The 16,078-nt window shown below is 72.6% G+C and carries 17 protein-coding genes and 2 pseudogenes; 10 read left to right on the top strand and 9 right to left on the bottom strand.

Annotated features, from left to right (window positions below; genetic code table 11):
• Position 1 precedes the first annotated feature (1 nt).
• The 3 genes and pseudogenes from ACZ6PY_RS18350 to ACZ6PY_RS18360 all read right to left on the bottom strand — a co-directional run bounded on the left by ACZ6PY_RS18350 (position 2) and on the right by ACZ6PY_RS18360 (position 1,271).
• The gene (locus ACZ6PY_RS18350; RefSeq protein WP_466074698.1) at positions 2 to 382 is read right to left on the bottom strand and encodes a hypothetical protein; all 381 of its coding nucleotides are present in this window, start codon (positions 380 to 382) and stop codon (positions 2 to 4) included.
• Positions 382 to 786 (bottom strand): annotated as a pseudogene (locus ACZ6PY_RS18355) (class I SAM-dependent methyltransferase); the annotation flags it as partial. The pseudogene ACZ6PY_RS18355 and the gene ACZ6PY_RS18350, both read right to left, overlap by 1 nt.
• Positions 787 to 842: 56 nt before the next feature.
• Entirely contained in the window at positions 843 to 1,271 is a 429-nt protein-coding gene (locus tag ACZ6PY_RS18360) for a DUF6010 family protein (RefSeq protein ID WP_466073660.1), read from the bottom strand.
• A gap of 96 nt (positions 1,272 to 1,367) precedes the next feature.
• Between ACZ6PY_RS18360 and ACZ6PY_RS18365 the strand changes: the two genes are divergently transcribed.
• Positions 1,368 to 2,327 (top strand): GlxA family transcriptional regulator, encoded by a 960-nt coding sequence (locus ACZ6PY_RS18365; protein WP_466073662.1) that lies wholly within the window; start codon positions 1,368 to 1,370, stop codon positions 2,325 to 2,327.
• On the opposite strand, the gene ACZ6PY_RS18370 is transcribed toward ACZ6PY_RS18365, so the two are convergent.
• Both ACZ6PY_RS18370 and sigJ read right to left on the bottom strand, forming a co-directional pair.
• Positions 2,300 to 2,524 carry a hypothetical protein gene (locus ACZ6PY_RS18370; protein WP_466073664.1) on the bottom strand — a complete coding sequence of 75 codons (225 nt, stop codon included), beginning with the start codon at positions 2,522 to 2,524 and terminating at the stop codon, positions 2,300 to 2,302. The two genes, ACZ6PY_RS18365 and ACZ6PY_RS18370, sit on opposite strands and share 28 nt — an antisense overlap.
• Positions 2,525 to 2,552: 28 nt before the next feature.
• The gene (sigJ, locus tag ACZ6PY_RS18375; protein ID WP_466073665.1) at positions 2,553 to 3,488 is read right to left on the bottom strand and encodes an RNA polymerase sigma factor SigJ; all 936 of its coding nucleotides are present in this window, start codon (positions 3,486 to 3,488) and stop codon (positions 2,553 to 2,555) included.
• Positions 3,489 to 3,628: 140 nt separating this feature from the next.
• Here sigJ and wrbA point away from each other — a divergent pair, with 140 nt between their 5' ends.
• Positions 3,629 to 4,240 carry an NAD(P)H:quinone oxidoreductase gene (gene wrbA / locus ACZ6PY_RS18380; RefSeq protein WP_466074675.1) on the top strand — a complete coding sequence of 204 codons (612 nt, stop codon included), beginning with the start codon at positions 3,629 to 3,631 and terminating at the stop codon, positions 4,238 to 4,240.
• A 79-nt stretch (positions 4,241 to 4,319) separates the two neighbouring features.
• On the opposite strand, the gene ACZ6PY_RS18385 is transcribed toward wrbA, so the two are convergent.
• Positions 4,320 to 5,792: a M1 family metallopeptidase gene (locus ACZ6PY_RS18385; RefSeq protein ID WP_466073666.1), complete on the bottom strand. Its 1,473-nt coding sequence runs from the start codon at positions 5,790 to 5,792 to the stop codon at positions 4,320 to 4,322.
• Positions 5,793 to 5,834: 42 nt separating this feature from the next.
• Between ACZ6PY_RS18385 and ACZ6PY_RS18390 the strand changes: the two are divergent.
• A pseudogene (locus ACZ6PY_RS18390) lies at positions 5,835 to 5,933 on the top strand (hypothetical protein); the annotation flags it as partial.
• Between the two features lie 97 nt (positions 5,934 to 6,030).
• Here the strand turns inward: ACZ6PY_RS18390 and ACZ6PY_RS18395 are convergent.
• Positions 6,031 to 6,465: a ChaB family protein gene (locus ACZ6PY_RS18395; RefSeq protein WP_466073667.1), complete on the bottom strand. Its 435-nt coding sequence runs from the start codon at positions 6,463 to 6,465 to the stop codon at positions 6,031 to 6,033.
• A 288-nt stretch (positions 6,466 to 6,753) separates the two neighbouring features.
• On the bottom strand, positions 6,754 to 7,413 hold the full coding sequence (locus ACZ6PY_RS18400; protein ID WP_466073669.1) for a helix-turn-helix transcriptional regulator: 660 nt from the start codon (positions 7,411 to 7,413) through the stop codon (positions 6,754 to 6,756).
• 113 nt (positions 7,414 to 7,526) lie between these two features.
• On the opposite strand from ACZ6PY_RS18400, the gene ACZ6PY_RS18405 reads away from it, so the two are divergent.
• Genes ACZ6PY_RS18405 through ACZ6PY_RS18420 form a run of 4 tightly spaced genes read left to right on the top strand, consistent with a single transcriptional unit; the run spans position 7,527 to position 10,293 of the window.
• Positions 7,527 to 8,036 (top strand): DUF2231 domain-containing protein, encoded by a 510-nt coding sequence (locus tag ACZ6PY_RS18405; protein WP_466073671.1) that lies wholly within the window; start codon positions 7,527 to 7,529, stop codon positions 8,034 to 8,036.
• On the top strand, positions 8,036 to 8,431 hold the full coding sequence (locus ACZ6PY_RS18410; protein ID WP_466073673.1) for a hypothetical protein: 396 nt from the start codon (positions 8,036 to 8,038) through the stop codon (positions 8,429 to 8,431). Before ACZ6PY_RS18405 ends, ACZ6PY_RS18410 begins: the two co-directional genes overlap by 1 nt.
• A gap of 1 nt (position 8,432) precedes the next feature.
• Positions 8,433 to 9,029, top strand: coding sequence for a GTP cyclohydrolase I FolE (gene folE / locus ACZ6PY_RS18415; RefSeq protein ID WP_466073675.1), 597 nt, complete (start codon positions 8,433 to 8,435; stop codon positions 9,027 to 9,029).
• A 28-nt stretch (positions 9,030 to 9,057) separates the two neighbouring features.
• Positions 9,058 to 10,293 carry an NAD(P)/FAD-dependent oxidoreductase gene (locus tag ACZ6PY_RS18420; RefSeq protein ID WP_466073677.1) on the top strand — a complete coding sequence of 412 codons (1,236 nt, stop codon included), beginning with the start codon at positions 9,058 to 9,060 and terminating at the stop codon, positions 10,291 to 10,293.
• A 60-nt stretch (positions 10,294 to 10,353) separates the two neighbouring features.
• Here the strand turns inward: ACZ6PY_RS18420 and ACZ6PY_RS18425 are convergent, their stop codons facing one another.
• Positions 10,354 to 11,712: a hypothetical protein gene (locus ACZ6PY_RS18425; protein WP_466073678.1), complete on the bottom strand. Its 1,359-nt coding sequence runs from the start codon at positions 11,710 to 11,712 to the stop codon at positions 10,354 to 10,356.
• Positions 11,713 to 12,076: 364 nt separating this feature from the next.
• Between ACZ6PY_RS18425 and ACZ6PY_RS18430 the strand changes: the two genes are divergently transcribed.
• The 3 genes from ACZ6PY_RS18430 to ACZ6PY_RS18440 are packed head-to-tail and all read left to right on the top strand — an operon-like array spanning position 12,077 to position 16,069.
• The gene (locus ACZ6PY_RS18430; protein ID WP_466073680.1) at positions 12,077 to 13,123 is read left to right on the top strand and encodes a LacI family DNA-binding transcriptional regulator; all 1,047 of its coding nucleotides are present in this window, start codon (positions 12,077 to 12,079) and stop codon (positions 13,121 to 13,123) included.
• 39 nt (positions 13,124 to 13,162) lie between these two features.
• Positions 13,163 to 14,758 (top strand): FAD-dependent oxidoreductase, encoded by a 1,596-nt coding sequence (locus ACZ6PY_RS18435; RefSeq protein WP_466073682.1) that lies wholly within the window; start codon positions 13,163 to 13,165, stop codon positions 14,756 to 14,758.
• Positions 14,759 to 14,785: 27 nt separating this feature from the next.
• Entirely contained in the window at positions 14,786 to 16,069 is a 1,284-nt protein-coding gene (locus ACZ6PY_RS18440) for an ABC transporter substrate-binding protein (protein ID WP_466073684.1), read from the top strand.
• The last annotated feature ends 9 nt before the right edge of the window (positions 16,070 to 16,078 follow it).

Here is a 16,078-nt window from a genome sequence, read left to right on the forward strand (position 1 = left end):
TTTATCGCCGTCCGCCAGGGGCCTGGGCCCGACCGATCAGGTGGAACACCCGGCTGAGCTGCCGGTAGGGGTCCCGGACGCTCGCTTCGAACTCGACGGCGGCCACGGCCGCCACATCCGTGCCGTCGGCCGGCAGGTCCAGCCAGTCGGAGAACAGCCAGACGCCGTACCAGTCCTCCGGGTCCACCCCGCCCCGCCGCAGGAGGCCGGACAGGCCCTCGACGGTGTCGGCGCGAGTGTCGACTCCGAGCACCCCGACCTCGCCGCCGGCGTCGAACGCGGCCAGGGCGTCGGCCCAGCGGTGGTCGAGGGCCGGACGGACGGCGTACGGGCGTTGAGCGCCATGACCGAGACGACACCTCCGGGCGCCGCGCAGCGGCACAGCGCGGCAACCAGCGGTTCCGGTCGTTCGAGGTACATGAGCACGCCGTGGCAGAGCACCGCGGTGAACCGCTGCCCACCGGTGGCCGCCTCGGCCTGCTCACCGGGCGCCTCGATCAGCCGAACCCGCCGCCGGACGTCGTCCGGCTCGTCCCTGAGCCGCTGCTCGGCCTTGGCGAGCATGGCCGGCGACGGGTCCAGGACGGTCACGTCGTACCCGAGTCGGGCCAGCGGCAACGACTGGTGGGCCGCGCCCCCACCGACGTCCAGGACGCTCGCCGGCGGTTCGGGAAGGTGCCGCAGCAGCTGGGCGTGCAGGACGTACGTCCGCACCCGTCCCTTAACCGAGGCGTACGCACCTTCCACGAACGGGTTCGCCAACGCGGCCCAGGGGTCCGACGGCATACCGGGATTGTGGCATCCCGGCGTGTGCGGCGCGGGAACGACGCCGGCGTCCGGTCCTACGCCGCGTCGCCGGTGGCGGTGCGGCGGCCCGCCGTCCGGTGGGTCCACGACCGCCACAGCTCCGGCACGGACCTGCCGCCGGCGAGGCACCACGCGGCGATGACCGGGTCGCAGATCGCGCACCCCAGCGAGGAGTGCGGCGCGAACGGCAGAATCGGTTCGCCGTAGCGGTGGTGCAGCAGGTCCCAGGCGGTGTGCATCAGCCACGCCACGCCGATCCACCGCCAGGACCGCAGCCCCCGGAAGGCGACGTACGTCATCGCCGCGGTGAACAGCAGCTCCCAGACCCCGAAGCCGCCGCTCAGGTAGGCGGCGCCCGCGCCGGCCACCATGACCGCGTTGACGGATCGGCGGTGCACGGCGGGGATCAGCGAGTTCAGCGCGGCGTAGGCCAGCCCGATCAGCACGGGCGCGATCACGATCATGCAGCGAACCTACGACCGGGGCAGCGGGGCGAACAGTGGCGCGAGCGCCAACCATCGACGGCTCAGCGCCACGGCGTACGGCGGTACCGTCGACGGGTGCACACGGTGGCGGTGGCGGCGTTCGACGGGGTGGTCGGCTTCGACCTGGCGACCGCGCTCGAGGTGTTCGGCAGGGCGCGGCTACCGGACGGCACGCCGGCCTACCAGGTGAAGGTGTGTGCCGAGCGCCGGGAGGTCGACGCGGGTTCCTTCGTGCTGCGGGCACCGTGGCGTCTGGACTCCCTGCGCGAGGCGGACACGGTGATCGTGCCCGGCGTCGCGGACCTCGGAGCGCCGGCCTCGGCGCCACTGCTCAAGGCGCTGCGGGCGGCGGCCGCGCGGGGCGCCCGGGTGGCGTCGATCTGCGTGGGCGCCTTCATCCTGGGCGAGGCCGGCCTGCTCGACGGCCGCCGGGCCACCACCCACTGGGCCGCCGCCGCCGAGCTGGCCCGCAGGCATCCCGCCGTCACCGTCGAGCCGAACCTGCTCTACGTCGACGAGCGCGACGTGCTCACCTCGGCGGGGGCGGCCGCCGGCCTCGACCTGTGCCTGCACATGGTCCGCCGCGACCACGGCGCCGCCGTCGCCGCGGAGGTCGCCCGCGCCTCGGTGATGCCGCTGGAACGCGCCGGCGGCCAGGCGCAGTTCATCACCTACGAACCACCGACCGCGAGCGGCTCCCTCGCGCCGCTGCTGCACTGGCTGGCCCGCAATGCCGTGCGCGACATCGACCTCGACGACATGGCGGCCGAGGCCGCCGTCAGCGTGCGCACCCTGCTGCGGCGCTTCCGTGCCCAGACCGGGACCACGCCGATGCGGTGGCTCACCCACCATCGGGTGCGGCGGGCGCAACACCTGCTGGAGACCAGCGACCTGCCCGTCGAGCGGGTGGGGCAGGTGACCGGCTTCGCCTCGACCACCACGTTCCGCGACCGGTTCAAGGAACTCGTCGGGGTCAGCCCGGCGGCGTACCGGCGCACGTTCCGGTCTCAGCCGCCCAGGCCGAGCTGGGGATAGAGGGCGTCGGGCGGGCCGTCTGCTCGGGCCGTGACGATCGCGTCGATGAGGCGCGCCGAGCCGCCCGGGTCGTTCGTGTCCCGGGCGAAGCTGAGGGCGAAGTCCGACGGCACCCGGGCCGGGTCGAGGACCAGCCAGTCGTGGCCGACACCGGGCAGGTCCAGCTCGCTCCTCAGGTAGACCTCGTCTCCGGTCATCCGGATCTCGATGACCCCCGCCCGCGGGTCAGCCCGTCGTCCACGGCCGGAGCTTCGCGGGGTTGCGGACCGCCCAGATCCGCGTGATCCGGTCGCCCGCCATGTCGAACGCCAGTACGGTCACCGTGACGCCGGCCAGCTGAGCCACCAGGCCGGGCCGACCGTTGACCGTACGCTCCGCGATCCTCAGGTCAGGTGCCCCGCCGGTGACGTCGACGAGCACGCGGGCGACCTGCTCGCCGCCCCGAACCGGGTGGAGTTCGGCGCTGACCAGGCCACCACCGTCGCCGATCGCCGTGACGTCGGGGTCGAGCAGGCCGATGAGGGCAGCGATGTCCCTGGCCTCCCACGCCTGTTTGAAGTCCCGGACGATCTCGGCCTGCCGGGCCACCGGCGTCGCGGGAGCCCGCGACGCGCGGATGCGCCGGCGGGCCGACGAGGCCAGTTGGCGACAGGCCGCCGGGGTACGGCCGACGATCTCGGCCACCTCCCCGAAGGAGTAGCGGAAGACGTCGTGCAGGACGAACGCGACGCGCTCGGCCGGGGTCATCGACTCGAGCACGACGAGGAACGCCATGTTGACCGACTCGTCGAGGGTGACCCGGTCGGCCGGGTCGGCGGTGGCGGCGTCCGACCGCCCGCCGGTCCATTCGGCACGATCGGGCAGCGGCTCCGGAATCCATTCGCCCACGTAGCGCTCCCGCCGGACCCGGGCCGAGCGCAGCAGGTCGAGGCAGATGCGACTGGCGACCGTCGTGAGCCAGGCCCCGGGAGACTCGATGGCCTCCCGCTCGGGCGGGGACAGGACGTACCAGCGGGCGTACGTCTCCTGGACGACATCCTCGGCATCGGCCAGCGAGCCGAGAAGCCGGTACGCCACGTTGGTCAGCCGCCGCCGCTCGCCCGCGACCGCGCCGAGGCCCGGATCGGGTCCGCCCTGCCCGGGCTCGGATCGGGTGGTCATGGTGTCGCCGGCTCCTCTGGTCGCCACTGCCGTCGCCAGTGTGACGGGACGGCAGACCGATCTGTGAGGTCGGCGGGTCGCCTGACATTCCGCCGGGTCGGCCCGTCGTACCCCTGAGACCATCCCGCGAGAGGAAACCGATCATGGAACCCGTGAAGGTCGCCGTCATCTACTACAGCGCCACCGGCACCGTGCACGCCCTGGCGCGAGCCGCCGCCGACGGCGCGGAGAAGACCGGCGCACAGGTGCGGCTGCGCAAGGTCGCCGAGACGGCGCCACCCGAGGCGGTCGACGCCCGGCCGGAGTGGGCGCAGCACATCCGCGACACCGCCGACATCACCGAGGCCAGCCACGACGACCTGGCCTGGGCCGATGCGGTGCTGTTCGGCACGCCCACCCGCTTCGGCAACGTGGCCAGCCAGCTCAAGGCGTTCATCGACACCACCGGCGGCCTGTGGTTCCAGGGCGGGCTCGCCGACAAGGTCTACTCGGCCTTCACGGCCTCCAACACGGCCCACGGCGGGCAGGAGTCGACAATTCTGGCGCTGGGGAACGTGTTCTACCACTGGGGCGGCATCATCGTGCCCCCCGGCTACACCGACCCCGTCCAGTTCCAGAGCGGCAATCCCTACGGCACCTCGCACGTGGCCGGCGACGGCCCGCCCGGGGACCTGGTCCTGGAAGCCGCGCGTCACCAGGCCCGGCGGGTCGTCGACACCGCGGCGGCGCTCAAGGCCGGCCGCGCCGCCTGACGCGGGCCGGCCGCCGACGGACACCGCCGCGGCGGCGCCCCGGTACCTGCCGGTCCGGGCGCCGCCACGGCGGCCCGCCTCACGCGACGGCGACGGTCTTCGGTGTGGTCTTCGAGTCCAGCCAGGTGTTGATGAGCTTGGTGAAGTCGCGGCCGGTCTGCTTGTTGACGAAGGCGATGAACGAGGCCCGGTCCTGCTGGGTGTTGCGCTGCTCCTGCACCCAGGCGCGGGCCAGCGCGAAGAACGCCTTGTCACCCAGCTTCCGGTGGATCTCGTGGAGCATGGCCTCCGGGCAGAGGTAGACGTTGCCCTCGGCGAAGTTCTTCGGGTTGGGCTTGCCGGGCGGGCCGAGCTTCTTGCGCACGGCGGCGTCGGCGTCCCGCACGTACCGGTCCAGGCTGGCGTCGCTGAGGTGCAGGGTGTCCTTGGTGTACAGGTCCTGGGCGTACTGGGCCCAGCCCTCGTTCAGCCACAGGTCGGTCCAGGTGGTCGGCGTGACGGAGTTGCCGAACCACTGGTGGGCGTACTCGTGCAGCAGGTCGCTTCCCCAGCGGTCCCGGCGGGCCCTGGTGTTCTCGATCTTCCGGCCCATGGTGATCATCTGCTGGCTCTCCATGCCGGACGCCGAGTCCACCACCACGACGCCACCGGACGGGAACGGGTAGGGACCGAACTTCTTCTCCAGCCAGGTCAGATACTGGGGGGACTTCTTGAGGTACGGCAGCAGCTTGTCGTCGGCGCCCTTGCGGTACCAGAAGGTCAGCGGGATGCCCCGCGGCCCCTTGGCGGTCAGCTTCTGGTACTTCCCGACCGCCAGGGTAGTCAGGTACGTCGCGACCGGGTCGGCGCTGCGGTAGGTGAACGTGGTCCCGGACTGCCCGGCCGGCGTGCCGCTGGCGACGGCCGTCCAGCCGGCCGGGACGGTCACCTTGATGTCGTAGAGGGCCTCGTCGGACGGCTGGTCGTTGGCCGGGTACCAGGTGAACGCCCCGAACGGCTCCTGCATCGTCCAGAGGCCGCCCTCCTTGGTGACGGTGAGGCCCAGGTCCTCCACGTCCTTGCGGTGCGAGGGCATCGGCGTCGTCTTCGGCTTGCCGTGGTACTTGACCACCAGCGTCACCGGCTTGTCGGCGACGACCGGCGCGGTCACGGTCAGCTTCTCCTTGGCGACGGTGCCGGTGACCGTCGTGTCGTCCAGCGTCACCCCGTCGACCTGGTAGGGCATGAAGTCGAGGACGAGGGCGGGAGCGTCCTTGGTGGGACGGATCCGCAGGGTGGCCGTGCCCGTGAGGGTCCTGGTCGCCGGCGCCCAGTCCAGCGCCAGGTCGTAGTGCAGGACGTCCAGGGCGTCGGTGCCTCGGGCCGGGTAGACCTTGTCGGCGACCGGGGTCGAGCGCCCGGTCTGCCAGGCGGTGTAGTCCACGGCGGGGGCGGCGGGGCTCGGCGTGGTCGTGGGGGCGGCGGAGCCGGCGGCCGGGGCGGCCGGATCGGTGGAGCACGCGGCGACGAGCAGCGGTGCGAGAAGCAGGGTCAGTGGTACGTGGCGACGCATCAGCGCACCCTACGGCAGAGATCCACTTCCGTGGGGCCCTCCATGTTTCCGCAGTTCGATGGACCCGCTCGGTCAGGGATCCACCTCGACGTCACCGTCGACGACGTCGACGAGGCCATGACGGCGGTCGTCGGTCTCGGTGGCCGGTTCACCGGTGAGCGGCACGACTACGAGGAGGGCGTGGTGATCGTCATGGCCGACCGCCCGGAGGTCGGTCGGCGGGGAGGACGGCGTCGGTTCACCTCCGCCGTGCGCGGGCGGTGGCCCGGGCGTTGGCCTTCTCGATGGCCCGGACCAGCTCGTCCCGGTCCAGGCTCTCCGGATCGTCGACGCCCACCCGGCGGGCCACCTCCTCGAGGTGCCCCGTGCTGGCGTTGGCGTCGACCCCCTGCGCGGTGGGGCGGGCCCGGTCGCGGGAGGCCGGGGTGCCCAGCGCCGCCTGCGGGTCAGACGGCCCCTTGTGCTCCTTGGGCTCCCAGTGGTCGCCGACCTTCTCGTGGGTGTGCTTCAACGACGCGAACGCCGTGCGGTGCGCCCGCTCCCCGTCGCCGTAGGTCTCCTCGGCCGACTCCAGCGTCTTTTTGTACGTGCGGACCGCCTTGTCGTCCGAACGCGCGACGGTCGACGGCACGTCGTCGCGCATCTGCTCGGCCTGCTCGTGCTTGTCCGGCATGACGTCCCTCCTTTGTGGTCCTGGTTACCGGCCCCATTCGTCACGGGCGGCGTCGGTGCCGGCCGGGACCACCGGGGAGGCGGTCGCGGCCACCACGTTCCTCGCGGACGACGTCTGCCGCCTCCTGCGCCAGACGGTCGGTCGGGCTGCCGCTTCGCCCTTCGCGGCCCGAATGCCCGGTCGGGTCGCTCATGCGCCTCCCCTGAGCCGGTTCACGGGCCCTGCGGGTACCCGGCCGGCGGGGGCACACACCGGAGGGGCGGCCCTTCCTCGGTCGTGCGGCAGCCGTTACCGCTCGGGGACGGCGTCCAACCGGACGCAGCAGGCGCCGGGGCGTGGCGCGAGCCGGGGCAGCAGGTCGGCCCGGCCGGCGGCGTCGACCATGCCGGTGAGGAACGCGTGGTTGAGCCCGCACACCAGGGCGGTCTGCCGGCTGGCCAGGGCGTGGAACGGGCAGTTGCGCAGCAGCACCTGGTCGCCGAGCGTCTCGGGTTCGAAGCCGAGGCCGGCCAACACGGCGACGAGGTCCTCTCCGGCGTCGCGTACCCGGGCGCCGATGTCCCGGCCGCGTTGCCGGGCATGCCGCCGCGCCGCCTCGGGGGCGTCGTGGGGGTCGTCGGCGACCGCGTCGGCGAGGATCTCGGCGATGAGCTCGTAGCGCCGCTCGGGAACGGTGATCGCCACGCCGTCGCCGGCCGCCTCGTAGACCTTCGGCGTCCGGCCCCGGCCCCGGGGCTGGTCGGCCGGCGCCTGATAGCGGGTCCGCAGCAGCCCGGACTCGACGAGCTTGTCGAGGTGGAACGCGGTGAGGTTGCGGGACATGCCGTGCGCCTCGGCCGCCTCCTCGCGGGTGACCGGGTGATCGGCCCGGCACACGTAGTCGTAGAGCGCCCGTCGGGACCGGTCGACGAGCGCGGCCATCGCGTTCCAGCGCTCCCCCGTGCTCACGGCCCGAGGTTATCACCAACGAAGGCTATTGAAATTCTCGGCGCGCTGGGGCAGCATGATCGCTATCACCAATGAGCGTTGGTGAAAATCAGCTGGGGGTTCCCGTGCGACCCATGGATCAGGCCAAGCACCCGGTGACCAACCTGGCCGGCCGCTACGGCCACCCGCTTCATCCCGCGCTGGTGGCGGTGCCGATCGGCGCCTGGGTGGCCAGCTTCGCGTTCGACCTGGCCACCCGGTTCGTACCCGGGTCACCGGGCCTGGCCGACGGCGCGCGGTGGCTCATCGGCCTCGGCGTCCTCGGCGCGCTCGCCGCCGCGTTCGCCGGCTTCCTGGACCTGTTCGCCATCCCCACCGGCACCCTCGTGCACCGCACCGCGCTCGCACACATGGCGACCGCCCTCGCGGTCACCGGCGCGTACGCGCTGAACTTCGCCCTCCGGGCCGGCGACCCCCCGGGGCCGGTGGCCGCGGGGCCGCTCGTGCTCTCGGCGCTCAGCCTCGCCGGGCTGGCCGTCGCCGGCTACCTCGGCGGCGAACTGGCCTACCGGTACGGCGTGCGCGTCGCCGACGAGACCACCCAGGCGCGGGGCTACCACCGCGCAGACAAGGAGAACTCCTGATGGCCATCGCCGCACTCGTCACCTGGCTGATCACAGCCGCCGGTGGCTTCGTCATGCTGGGCACCTGGATCAGCCGGGGCGGCCACCGACCGGGAAGCGGCAGCCGACTGGCGCCGGGCCTCGTGTTCGGCCACGCCGCCCTGGCCGCGATCGGGCTGGTGCTGTGGATCGCCTACCTGGCCGTCGACAACGACGCGCTCGCGTGGGTCGGGTTCGCGGCGCTCCTGCCGGTGGCGCTGCTCGGGTTCACCATGCTGGCCCGCTGGATCCCCGCCCGCCGCTCCGGGACCGCCGAGTCCCGGTTCCCCGTGCCGGTGGTGGTCGGTCACGGGCTGTTCGCCGCCGCCACGCTGGTCCTGGCCGCGCTCGCGGCCCTCGGCGTGGGAGGGCGCTGAGGTGAGCGTCACCGCACTCCGGGTGCACCACCAGCGCCCCCGCCGCGACCCGGTCGCCGCCGAACGGGCCGCCGCGGAGTTCCTGACCGCGCTCGGCGTCGACCTCTCCGCCGACGGGCTCGCCGACACCCCGGGCCGGATGGCCCGCGCCTACGCCGAACTGCTCACCCCGCGCGAGTTCCAGCTGACCACCTTCGACAACGACGAGGGCTACGACGAGCTGGTGCTGGCCCGGGCCATCCCGATCCGGTCGGTCTGCGAACACCACCTGCTGCCCTTCGTCGGCGTGGCGCACGTCGGCTACCTGCCCGGCGAGCGCATCCTGGGACTGTCCAAACTGGCCCGGGTGGTCGAACTGTTCGCCCACGGCCCCCAGGTCCAGGAACGCCTCACCAAACAGATCGCCGACTGGCTGACCAGCCACCTGCGCCCGCGCGGGGTCGGCGTGGTCATCGAAGCCGAACACCTCTGCATGACGCTGCGCGGCGTCCGGGCCGTCGGCAGCAGCACCATCACCTCCACCCTGCTCGGCACGCTCCGCGAGGACCACCGCTCCCGCGCCGAGTTCTTCACCCTGACCGGGGTCGGCCCCCGCTGACGCGCGTACCCCGAGAGGAGCTGGACCGATGTCGACAACCGACACGTTCGTGATCGTGGGCGCCGGACTCGCCGGCGCGCGGGCCGCGCAGACGCTGCGGGAGGAGGGCTTCGACGGGGGCGTCGTCGTGATCGGCGACGAGCCCGAGCGACCGTACGAGCGGCCACCGCTGTCCAAGGGACTGCTGACCGGTGGCGCCGAACCGGACAGCGTGTACGTGCACGAGGCCGGGTGGTACGCCGAGCACGACGTCGACCTGCGCACCGCCGCCCGCGCCGTCGCCGTCGACCGCTCCGCCCGGGAGGTCCGGCTCGCCGACGGCCGGCACATCCGGTACGCCAAGCTGCTGCTGGCCACCGGCGCCACGCCCCGCCATCTCGCGGCGCCCGGCGCCGACCTGGACGGGGTGCTGCGGCTGCGTACCCTCGCCGACAGCCGGCGGGTCGGCGCGGCGCTGGTCGACGGCGCGCACCTCGTGATCGTCGGGGCGGGGTGGATCGGCCTGGAGGTCGCCGCGGCCGCCCGGCAGCGCGGCGCCACCGTCGACGTGGTCGAGACCGCGGCGCTGCCGTTGCGCCGGGTGCTCGGCGACGAGATCGCCCGGGTGTTCGCCAACCTGCACCGGGACCACGGCGTCACCTTCCACTTCGACGCCGAGGTCCGCGAGATCCGCGGCGCCGGTCGCGTCTCCTCGGTCCTGCTGGGCGACGGCACCGAGCTGCCCGCCGACGCCGTGGTGGTGGCCGTGGGCGTGCGGCCGAACACCGAGCTGGCCACGGCGGCCGGCCTCACCGTCGAGAACGGAATCCACGTCGACTCGTCCCTGCGCACCGCCGACCCGGACGTCCACGCCGCCGGTGACGTCGCCAACGCCTACCATCCGCTGCTGCGCCGGCGCCTGCGCGTCGAGCACTGGGCCAACGCGCTCCACAGCGGCCCGGCGGCGGCGCGCGGGATGCTCGGGCAGCCGGTCAGCTACGACACCCTGCCCTACTTCTACACCGACCAGTACGACCTGGGCATGGAGTACGTCGGGCACGCCCCGCCCGGAACGGCCGACCGGGTCGTCGTGCGGGGCGACGCCGCCAAGCGCGAGTTCATCGCCTTCTGGACCGCCGGCGGGCGGGTGCTCGCCGGCATGAACGTCAACGTGTGGGACGTCGTCCCGTCGATCCGGCGGCTCGTCACGTCGCCCGACCCGGTCGACCTCGACCGGCTCGCCGACCCCGACGTGCCGCTCGACGAGATGCTGCCGCCCGGTTAGCCGGCATCGCGCCTCGCCGGGCCGGCCGGCGCCGATGGATGCCGGCCGGCCCGGAGGCGACTAGTTGCCGCCCTGGTCGTGCGGAACGGTGACGGTGACCGTGCAGCCGACCGGCCGCCCGATCTCGTCGTGGCCGGCGTACGTGAGCTGGTAGACCCGGTCACCGCCGTTGCCGGCCCGCTCGGCTCGCAGCTGTCCGCTCGTGTCCGGCGTGCCGACGGCGAAGCCGCTGACGTCCGCGGCGTCGCCCCCCGTCACGCCGGTGAGAGTGAACGCGTTCGGGCCGAGCACGCCGTCGCGCAGGTCCGCGGTCACGGCGACGTCGACCAGTTGGTGGTTCGGCGGCCACAGGACCGGGCGGTCCACCGCGCAGTCGAGCTGCCGCACCGGCAGCGGGTTCGCCAGGGTGGCGGTCGCGTGCCCGATGGTGGCGGTGAGCCGGCCGCCGGCCTCGTAGTACATGTGCGCGGTCCGCCCGTCGAAGTAGAACGTCGGCGCGGCCGAGCGGCCGAGGTCGGGGGCGGCGGTCATCGAGTCGTGCACGACGCCGAGGTGGATCTCCTGGTCGAAGTCCTCCCCCACGTCCACGGCGTGCATGTTGCCGTCGGCGGCGTGGTAGATGACCAGGTTGCGGTCGTTCCACCGCAGGAAGAACGGTCCCGAGGCGTTCGGGCCCTCGTCGCCCTGCGGGGTCACGATCGGGTCGGGCTGCATGACCCAGGTACGCGCGTCGTTGGAGACCGCCCAGCGGATCCGGCGCGACACCGGCCCGGTCGGTCCGGGCGCCCCACCGGTGGGGTTGTCCATGAAGACCATGAGGTAGCGGGTGCCCAGGCGCGGCACCGACTGCTCGAACACCCGCGCGTAGGACGTCTCGCCGCCGGTCGTCTCGTTCCGGCTGACCGCCGTGCCGCCGTAGTCGAAGTGGATGCCGTCGTCGGAGGTCGCGTACCGGGTGATCGAGTTCTCGCCGTGGAAGTAGAGGAACAGCTTCCGCTCGCCCTCGATCCAGACCGCGTGCGGCGAGGAGATGTGGCTGACCGTGGCGTAGTGCGGCAGCCAGGTGTTGCTGATCAGCGGGTTTGCGGCGTACTCGGTCCACGGGCCGTCGATCGAGTCGGCGTACGCGAGGGCGATCCCGCCGGGCCGCTCGTGCGGCGCGTAGTAGAGGTAGTAGGTGCCCAGCGGGTGGGGGAAGTAGTCGGCGGCCCGGATGACGCTCGGGAAGATGAACTCGTTCGTCGGGTTGTAGGCGAGGGCGCTCTTGTCGAACGCGGTGCCCTGGTAGGTGAAGTGCGGGAAGTCGAGGCCGGGGTCCGCGGCGGCCGGCGCGGCGCCGGCCAGGGCGGCGACGAGCAGGCCGGCGCTGGCCGTGGCCAGGGCGGCGCGTCGAGACGACGGAACGGGTGGCTTCGTCATGCGGCTTCCTCTTCGGTCGGTGCGATCGGACGGTTCGCGAGCGGCGCGGGTGACTCTCAGTGAGAACACAGGGGACATCGACCGGCCGACGCGCCCGGGCGTCGCCGTGCTAATACGTATTAGCATCTATATTTCTCGAATGTTGCTCGCTCGGCGGCGCTCCTGTCAAGAGGTGTCCGACGCCGCACCGATCCCGCGGTCCACCGACCAGACCGCCCGGCGGCCCGTTCGCTAATGCGCATTACTCCTGCGGGTTCATCGCCGCGAAATCTCGTGCTCACCTCTTGACACGCGCCGGCCCAGCCGCCAGGCTCCTTCCCAACGCCGAGGCTAATACGCATTAGCCGCACCGGAAGGACCCGACGTGACCGCTCCCCCCCGACGTGTCACCCAGCGTGACATCGCGCGGATGGCCGGTGTCAGTCAGGCGACCGTGTCGCTGGTGCTCAACAACCGGACCGACGCCGAGGTGCGCATCGCCCCGGAGACCCGGGACCGGGTGTTGCGCGTCATCGCCGAGACCGGGTACGCCGCCGATCCCGTGGCCCGCCGCCTCGCCTCCCGGTTCAACCGGATCATCGGCGTCTTCACGTACGAGCCCGCGTTCCCCAGCGGCAGCCGGGACTTCTTCCACCCGTTCCTGCTCGGCATCGAGGAGTACGCCGAGCGGGTCGGCTGCGACCTGCTCCTGTTCACCAGCGCACCGGTCGTGGACGGCCGGCGACGCATCTTCCACCAGGACAACCGGCTGCGGCTGGCCGACGGGTGCATCCTGCTCGGGCGCGAGATCGACGGCGCGGAGCTGCAGCGGCTCAACGCTGACGGATACCCCTACGTCGCCGTCGGGCGCCGCGACGACGCCGGCGGCCCGGTGCCCTACGTCGGCGCCGACTACGCCGCCGCGGTGGCCCGGCTCGTCGAGGCGGCGCTGCGGCACGGCCACCGGCGCCTGACCTACGTGAGCATGGGCACCACCGCGGAATCCTCCGAGGACCGGTTCCGCGGGTTCCGCTCCGCGGCGACGACCGCGGAGAGCGCCGGGCAGCTGTCGGCGCCGGCCGGGGATGCCGACACGACCGTCGACACCCTGGTGGCGGGCGGGACCACCGCCGTCTTCGTGGAGGACTTCGCCACGGCGGTGGCACTGGAGGCGGCCGCCCGCCGGCGCGGCCTCACCGTGCCCGGCGACCTGTCGATCGTCACCCTCGGCGACCCGACCGTCCCCGTCCCCACCGACATCGTGTTCACCGGGTTCCGCATCCCCCGCGAGGAGATGGGCCGGCAGTCCGTCGAGGTGCTCACCGGCGTCATCGACGGCAGCGCCGGCGGCCTCCAGCAGCGACTTCTCCCCTGCCAACTCGTCGAGGGCAGCACCCTCGGCACCCCTGATCCGGCGGTCGACCGCCGCTGAGCGGCCGGCCGCGCAACTGGAAGGAAGCAAGTGGTCATCATGCGTGCGGACGTCCTCGTCGTCGGGGGCGGACTGGGCGGTGTCGCCGCGGCGCTCGCCGCGGCCCGGACCGGCCGGTCCGTCATCCTGACCGAGGAGTTCGACTGGCTCGGCGGGCAGCTCACCAGCCAGGCCGTCCCACCGGACGAGCACTCCTGGATCGAGCAGTTCGGCGCCACCGCCAGCTACCGGGCGCTGCGCAACGGCATCCGCGACTACTACCGTCGCCACTTCCCGCTGACCGAACGGTCCCGGGCGTGGACCGACCTCAACCCCGGTGCGGGTTGGGTGAGCCGGCTCTGCCACGAGCCTCGGGTGGCCGTCGCGGTCATCGAGCAGATGCTCGCCCCGTACCGGGGCGCGGGCCGGCTGCGGGTGCTGCAGCCGTACCGGCCGGTCGCGGCCGAGACCGACGGCGACCGGGTGACCGGCGTGACCCTCGCGCACCGCGACCGGGACGAGCGGATCGACGTGGTCGCCCCGTACGTCCTGGACGCCACCGAGACCGGCGAGCTGCTGCCGCTGACCGGCACCGAGTACGTCACCGGGTTCGAGTCGCGGGAGGAGACCGGTGAGCCGAGCGCCCCGGCCGAGGCCCAGCCGATGAACATGCAGGCGGTGTCGGTCTGCTTCGCCATCGACCACGTCGACGGCGACCACACCATCGACCGGCCCGCCGGATACGACTTCTGGCGCGACTACAAGCCCGACTTCTGGGGTGACCGGCTGCTGTCCTGGAAGTCGCCGCACCCGCGCACCCTGGAGATCGTCGAGCGCAGCTTCACCCCCAACCCGGACGACGACCCGCTGAGCGTCAACGCCGACCAGCGCGTCAACCCCGGTGACGGCAACCTGTGGACGTTCCGGCGGATCGCCGCGCGCCGCAACTTCACCGACGGCGCGTACGGCAGCGACATCACGCTGGTGAACTGGCCGATGATCGACTACTTCGAGGGCCCGGTCATCGACGTGCCGAACGCGTCGTGGCACCTGGCCAAGGCCCGCGAGCTGTCGTACTCGGTGCTCTACTGGCTGCAGACCGAGGCGCCCCGGCCGGACGGCGGCACCGGCTTCCCCGGCCTGCGGCTGCGCGGCGACGTGACCGGCAGCGCCGACGGCCTGGCCCAGGCCCCGTACATCCGCGAGTCCCGCCGGATCCGGGCCGAGTACACCGTCGTCGAGCAGGACCTGTCCCTGGCGGTCCGGGGCGAGCACGGCGCGGTCGACTACCCGGACGCGGTGGGCGTGGGCATGTACCGCATCGACCTGCACCCGTCGACCGGCGGCGACAACTACATCGACGTCGGCTCCTGCCCGTTCGAGATCCCGCTCGGCGCGCTGATCCCGAGGCGGATGGAGAACCTGCTGCCGGCCGGCAAGAACATCGGCACCACGCACGTCACCAACGGCAGCTACCGGCTGCACCCGGTCGAGTGGAACGTCGGCGAGGTCGCCGGCCTGCTCGCCGACTTCTGTCTGGCGCGGGGCGAGTCCCCGCGTGCGGTCCGCAACACCCCCCGTCTGCTGGCCGACTTCCAGGACCGCCTCACCGCGGCCGGCGTGGAACAGCGCTGGCCGCGGATCGCGGGCTACTGAACACACACCCCCGGTGAGGAGAAGATTGTGAGAGCAGGAAAGGCCCTGCGCGGCGTCGCCGTGGCGCTGGCCGGCGCGCTCGCCCTGACCGCCTGCGGCGGCGGTGGCGAGTCGGCCGACAGCGGCCCGGCGAAGCTGCGGATGACCGTCTGGTCGGCCAACGAGGCGCACCTCAAGCTGTTCAACGAGATCGCCGACGAGTACCGCAAGAGCCACCCGGACGTCGCCGAGATCAAGTTCGACCCGCTGCCGTTCGACAACTACACCACCACCCTGACCACCCAGATCGCCGGCGGGAACGCGCCCGACCTGGCGTGGGTGTTCGAGAACTCGGCCCCCGACTTCGTCGCCTCGGGCGCGCTGGCGCCGCTGGACGACACCCTCAAGAAGGCCGAGGGCTACCAGTACGAGGACCTCTCCCCCGCCACGCTCAAGCTCTGGCAGAACGACGGGAAGCTGTTCGCGTACCCCTTCTCCACCTCGCCGTTCGGGGTGTTCGTCAACACCGACATGATCAAGAAGGCCGGGCAGAAGACCCCGGCCGAGCTGATCGCGGCCGGGCAGTGGACCTGGGACAACGCCCTGACCACCGCGGCCGCGGCGGCGGCGAAGTCCGGCAAGGCCGGCCTGGTCATCCGGGACTTCGACTACAAGGGCTGGGACAACCTGTCCACCTTCTGGACCGGCTGGGGCGCCCGGGCGTGGAGCGAGGACGGCAGGACCTGCGGCTTCAACAGCCCGGAGATGGTCGACGCGATGACCACCCTGCACAAGGCCACCTTCACCCAGAAGGCGCTGCCCGGCCCGGGCACGACGGCCGACTTCTTCGCCGGTGACTCGGCCATGACGATCACCCAGATCTCCCGCGCCTCGCTGCTGAAGGACGGCGGCTTCGGGTGGGACCTGGTGCCGCTGCCGGCCGGGCCGAAGGGGAACTACGCGGTGGTCGGCCAGGCCGGCATCGGGGTGATGAAGAAGAGCCCGCACGCCAAGCAGGCCGCCGACTTCCTGGCGTTCTTCACCAACCCCACCAACTCGGCGAAGCTCGCCCAGTTCTTCCCGCCGCCCCGCCAGTCCCAGCTGACCGCCGAGACGCTCGCCAAGACGAACCCGAAGCTCAAGCCGGAGCAGCTGCAGAAGGTCGTCATCGACGGCATCACCAACGGTGTGGTCAAGCCCAGCCACGCGGGGCAGGCCGAGCTGAGCCAGCAGGTCCGCGCCGGCCTCGACCCGCTGTGGCAGCCGAACGCGGACGTCAAGGCCGTGCTCGACGGCGTCTGCGCCAAGATCCAGCCGCTGCTGGCGAAGTAGGGCTGACGA

The sequence above is a fragment of the Micromonospora sp. NPDC048907 genome (assembly GCF_055586885.1).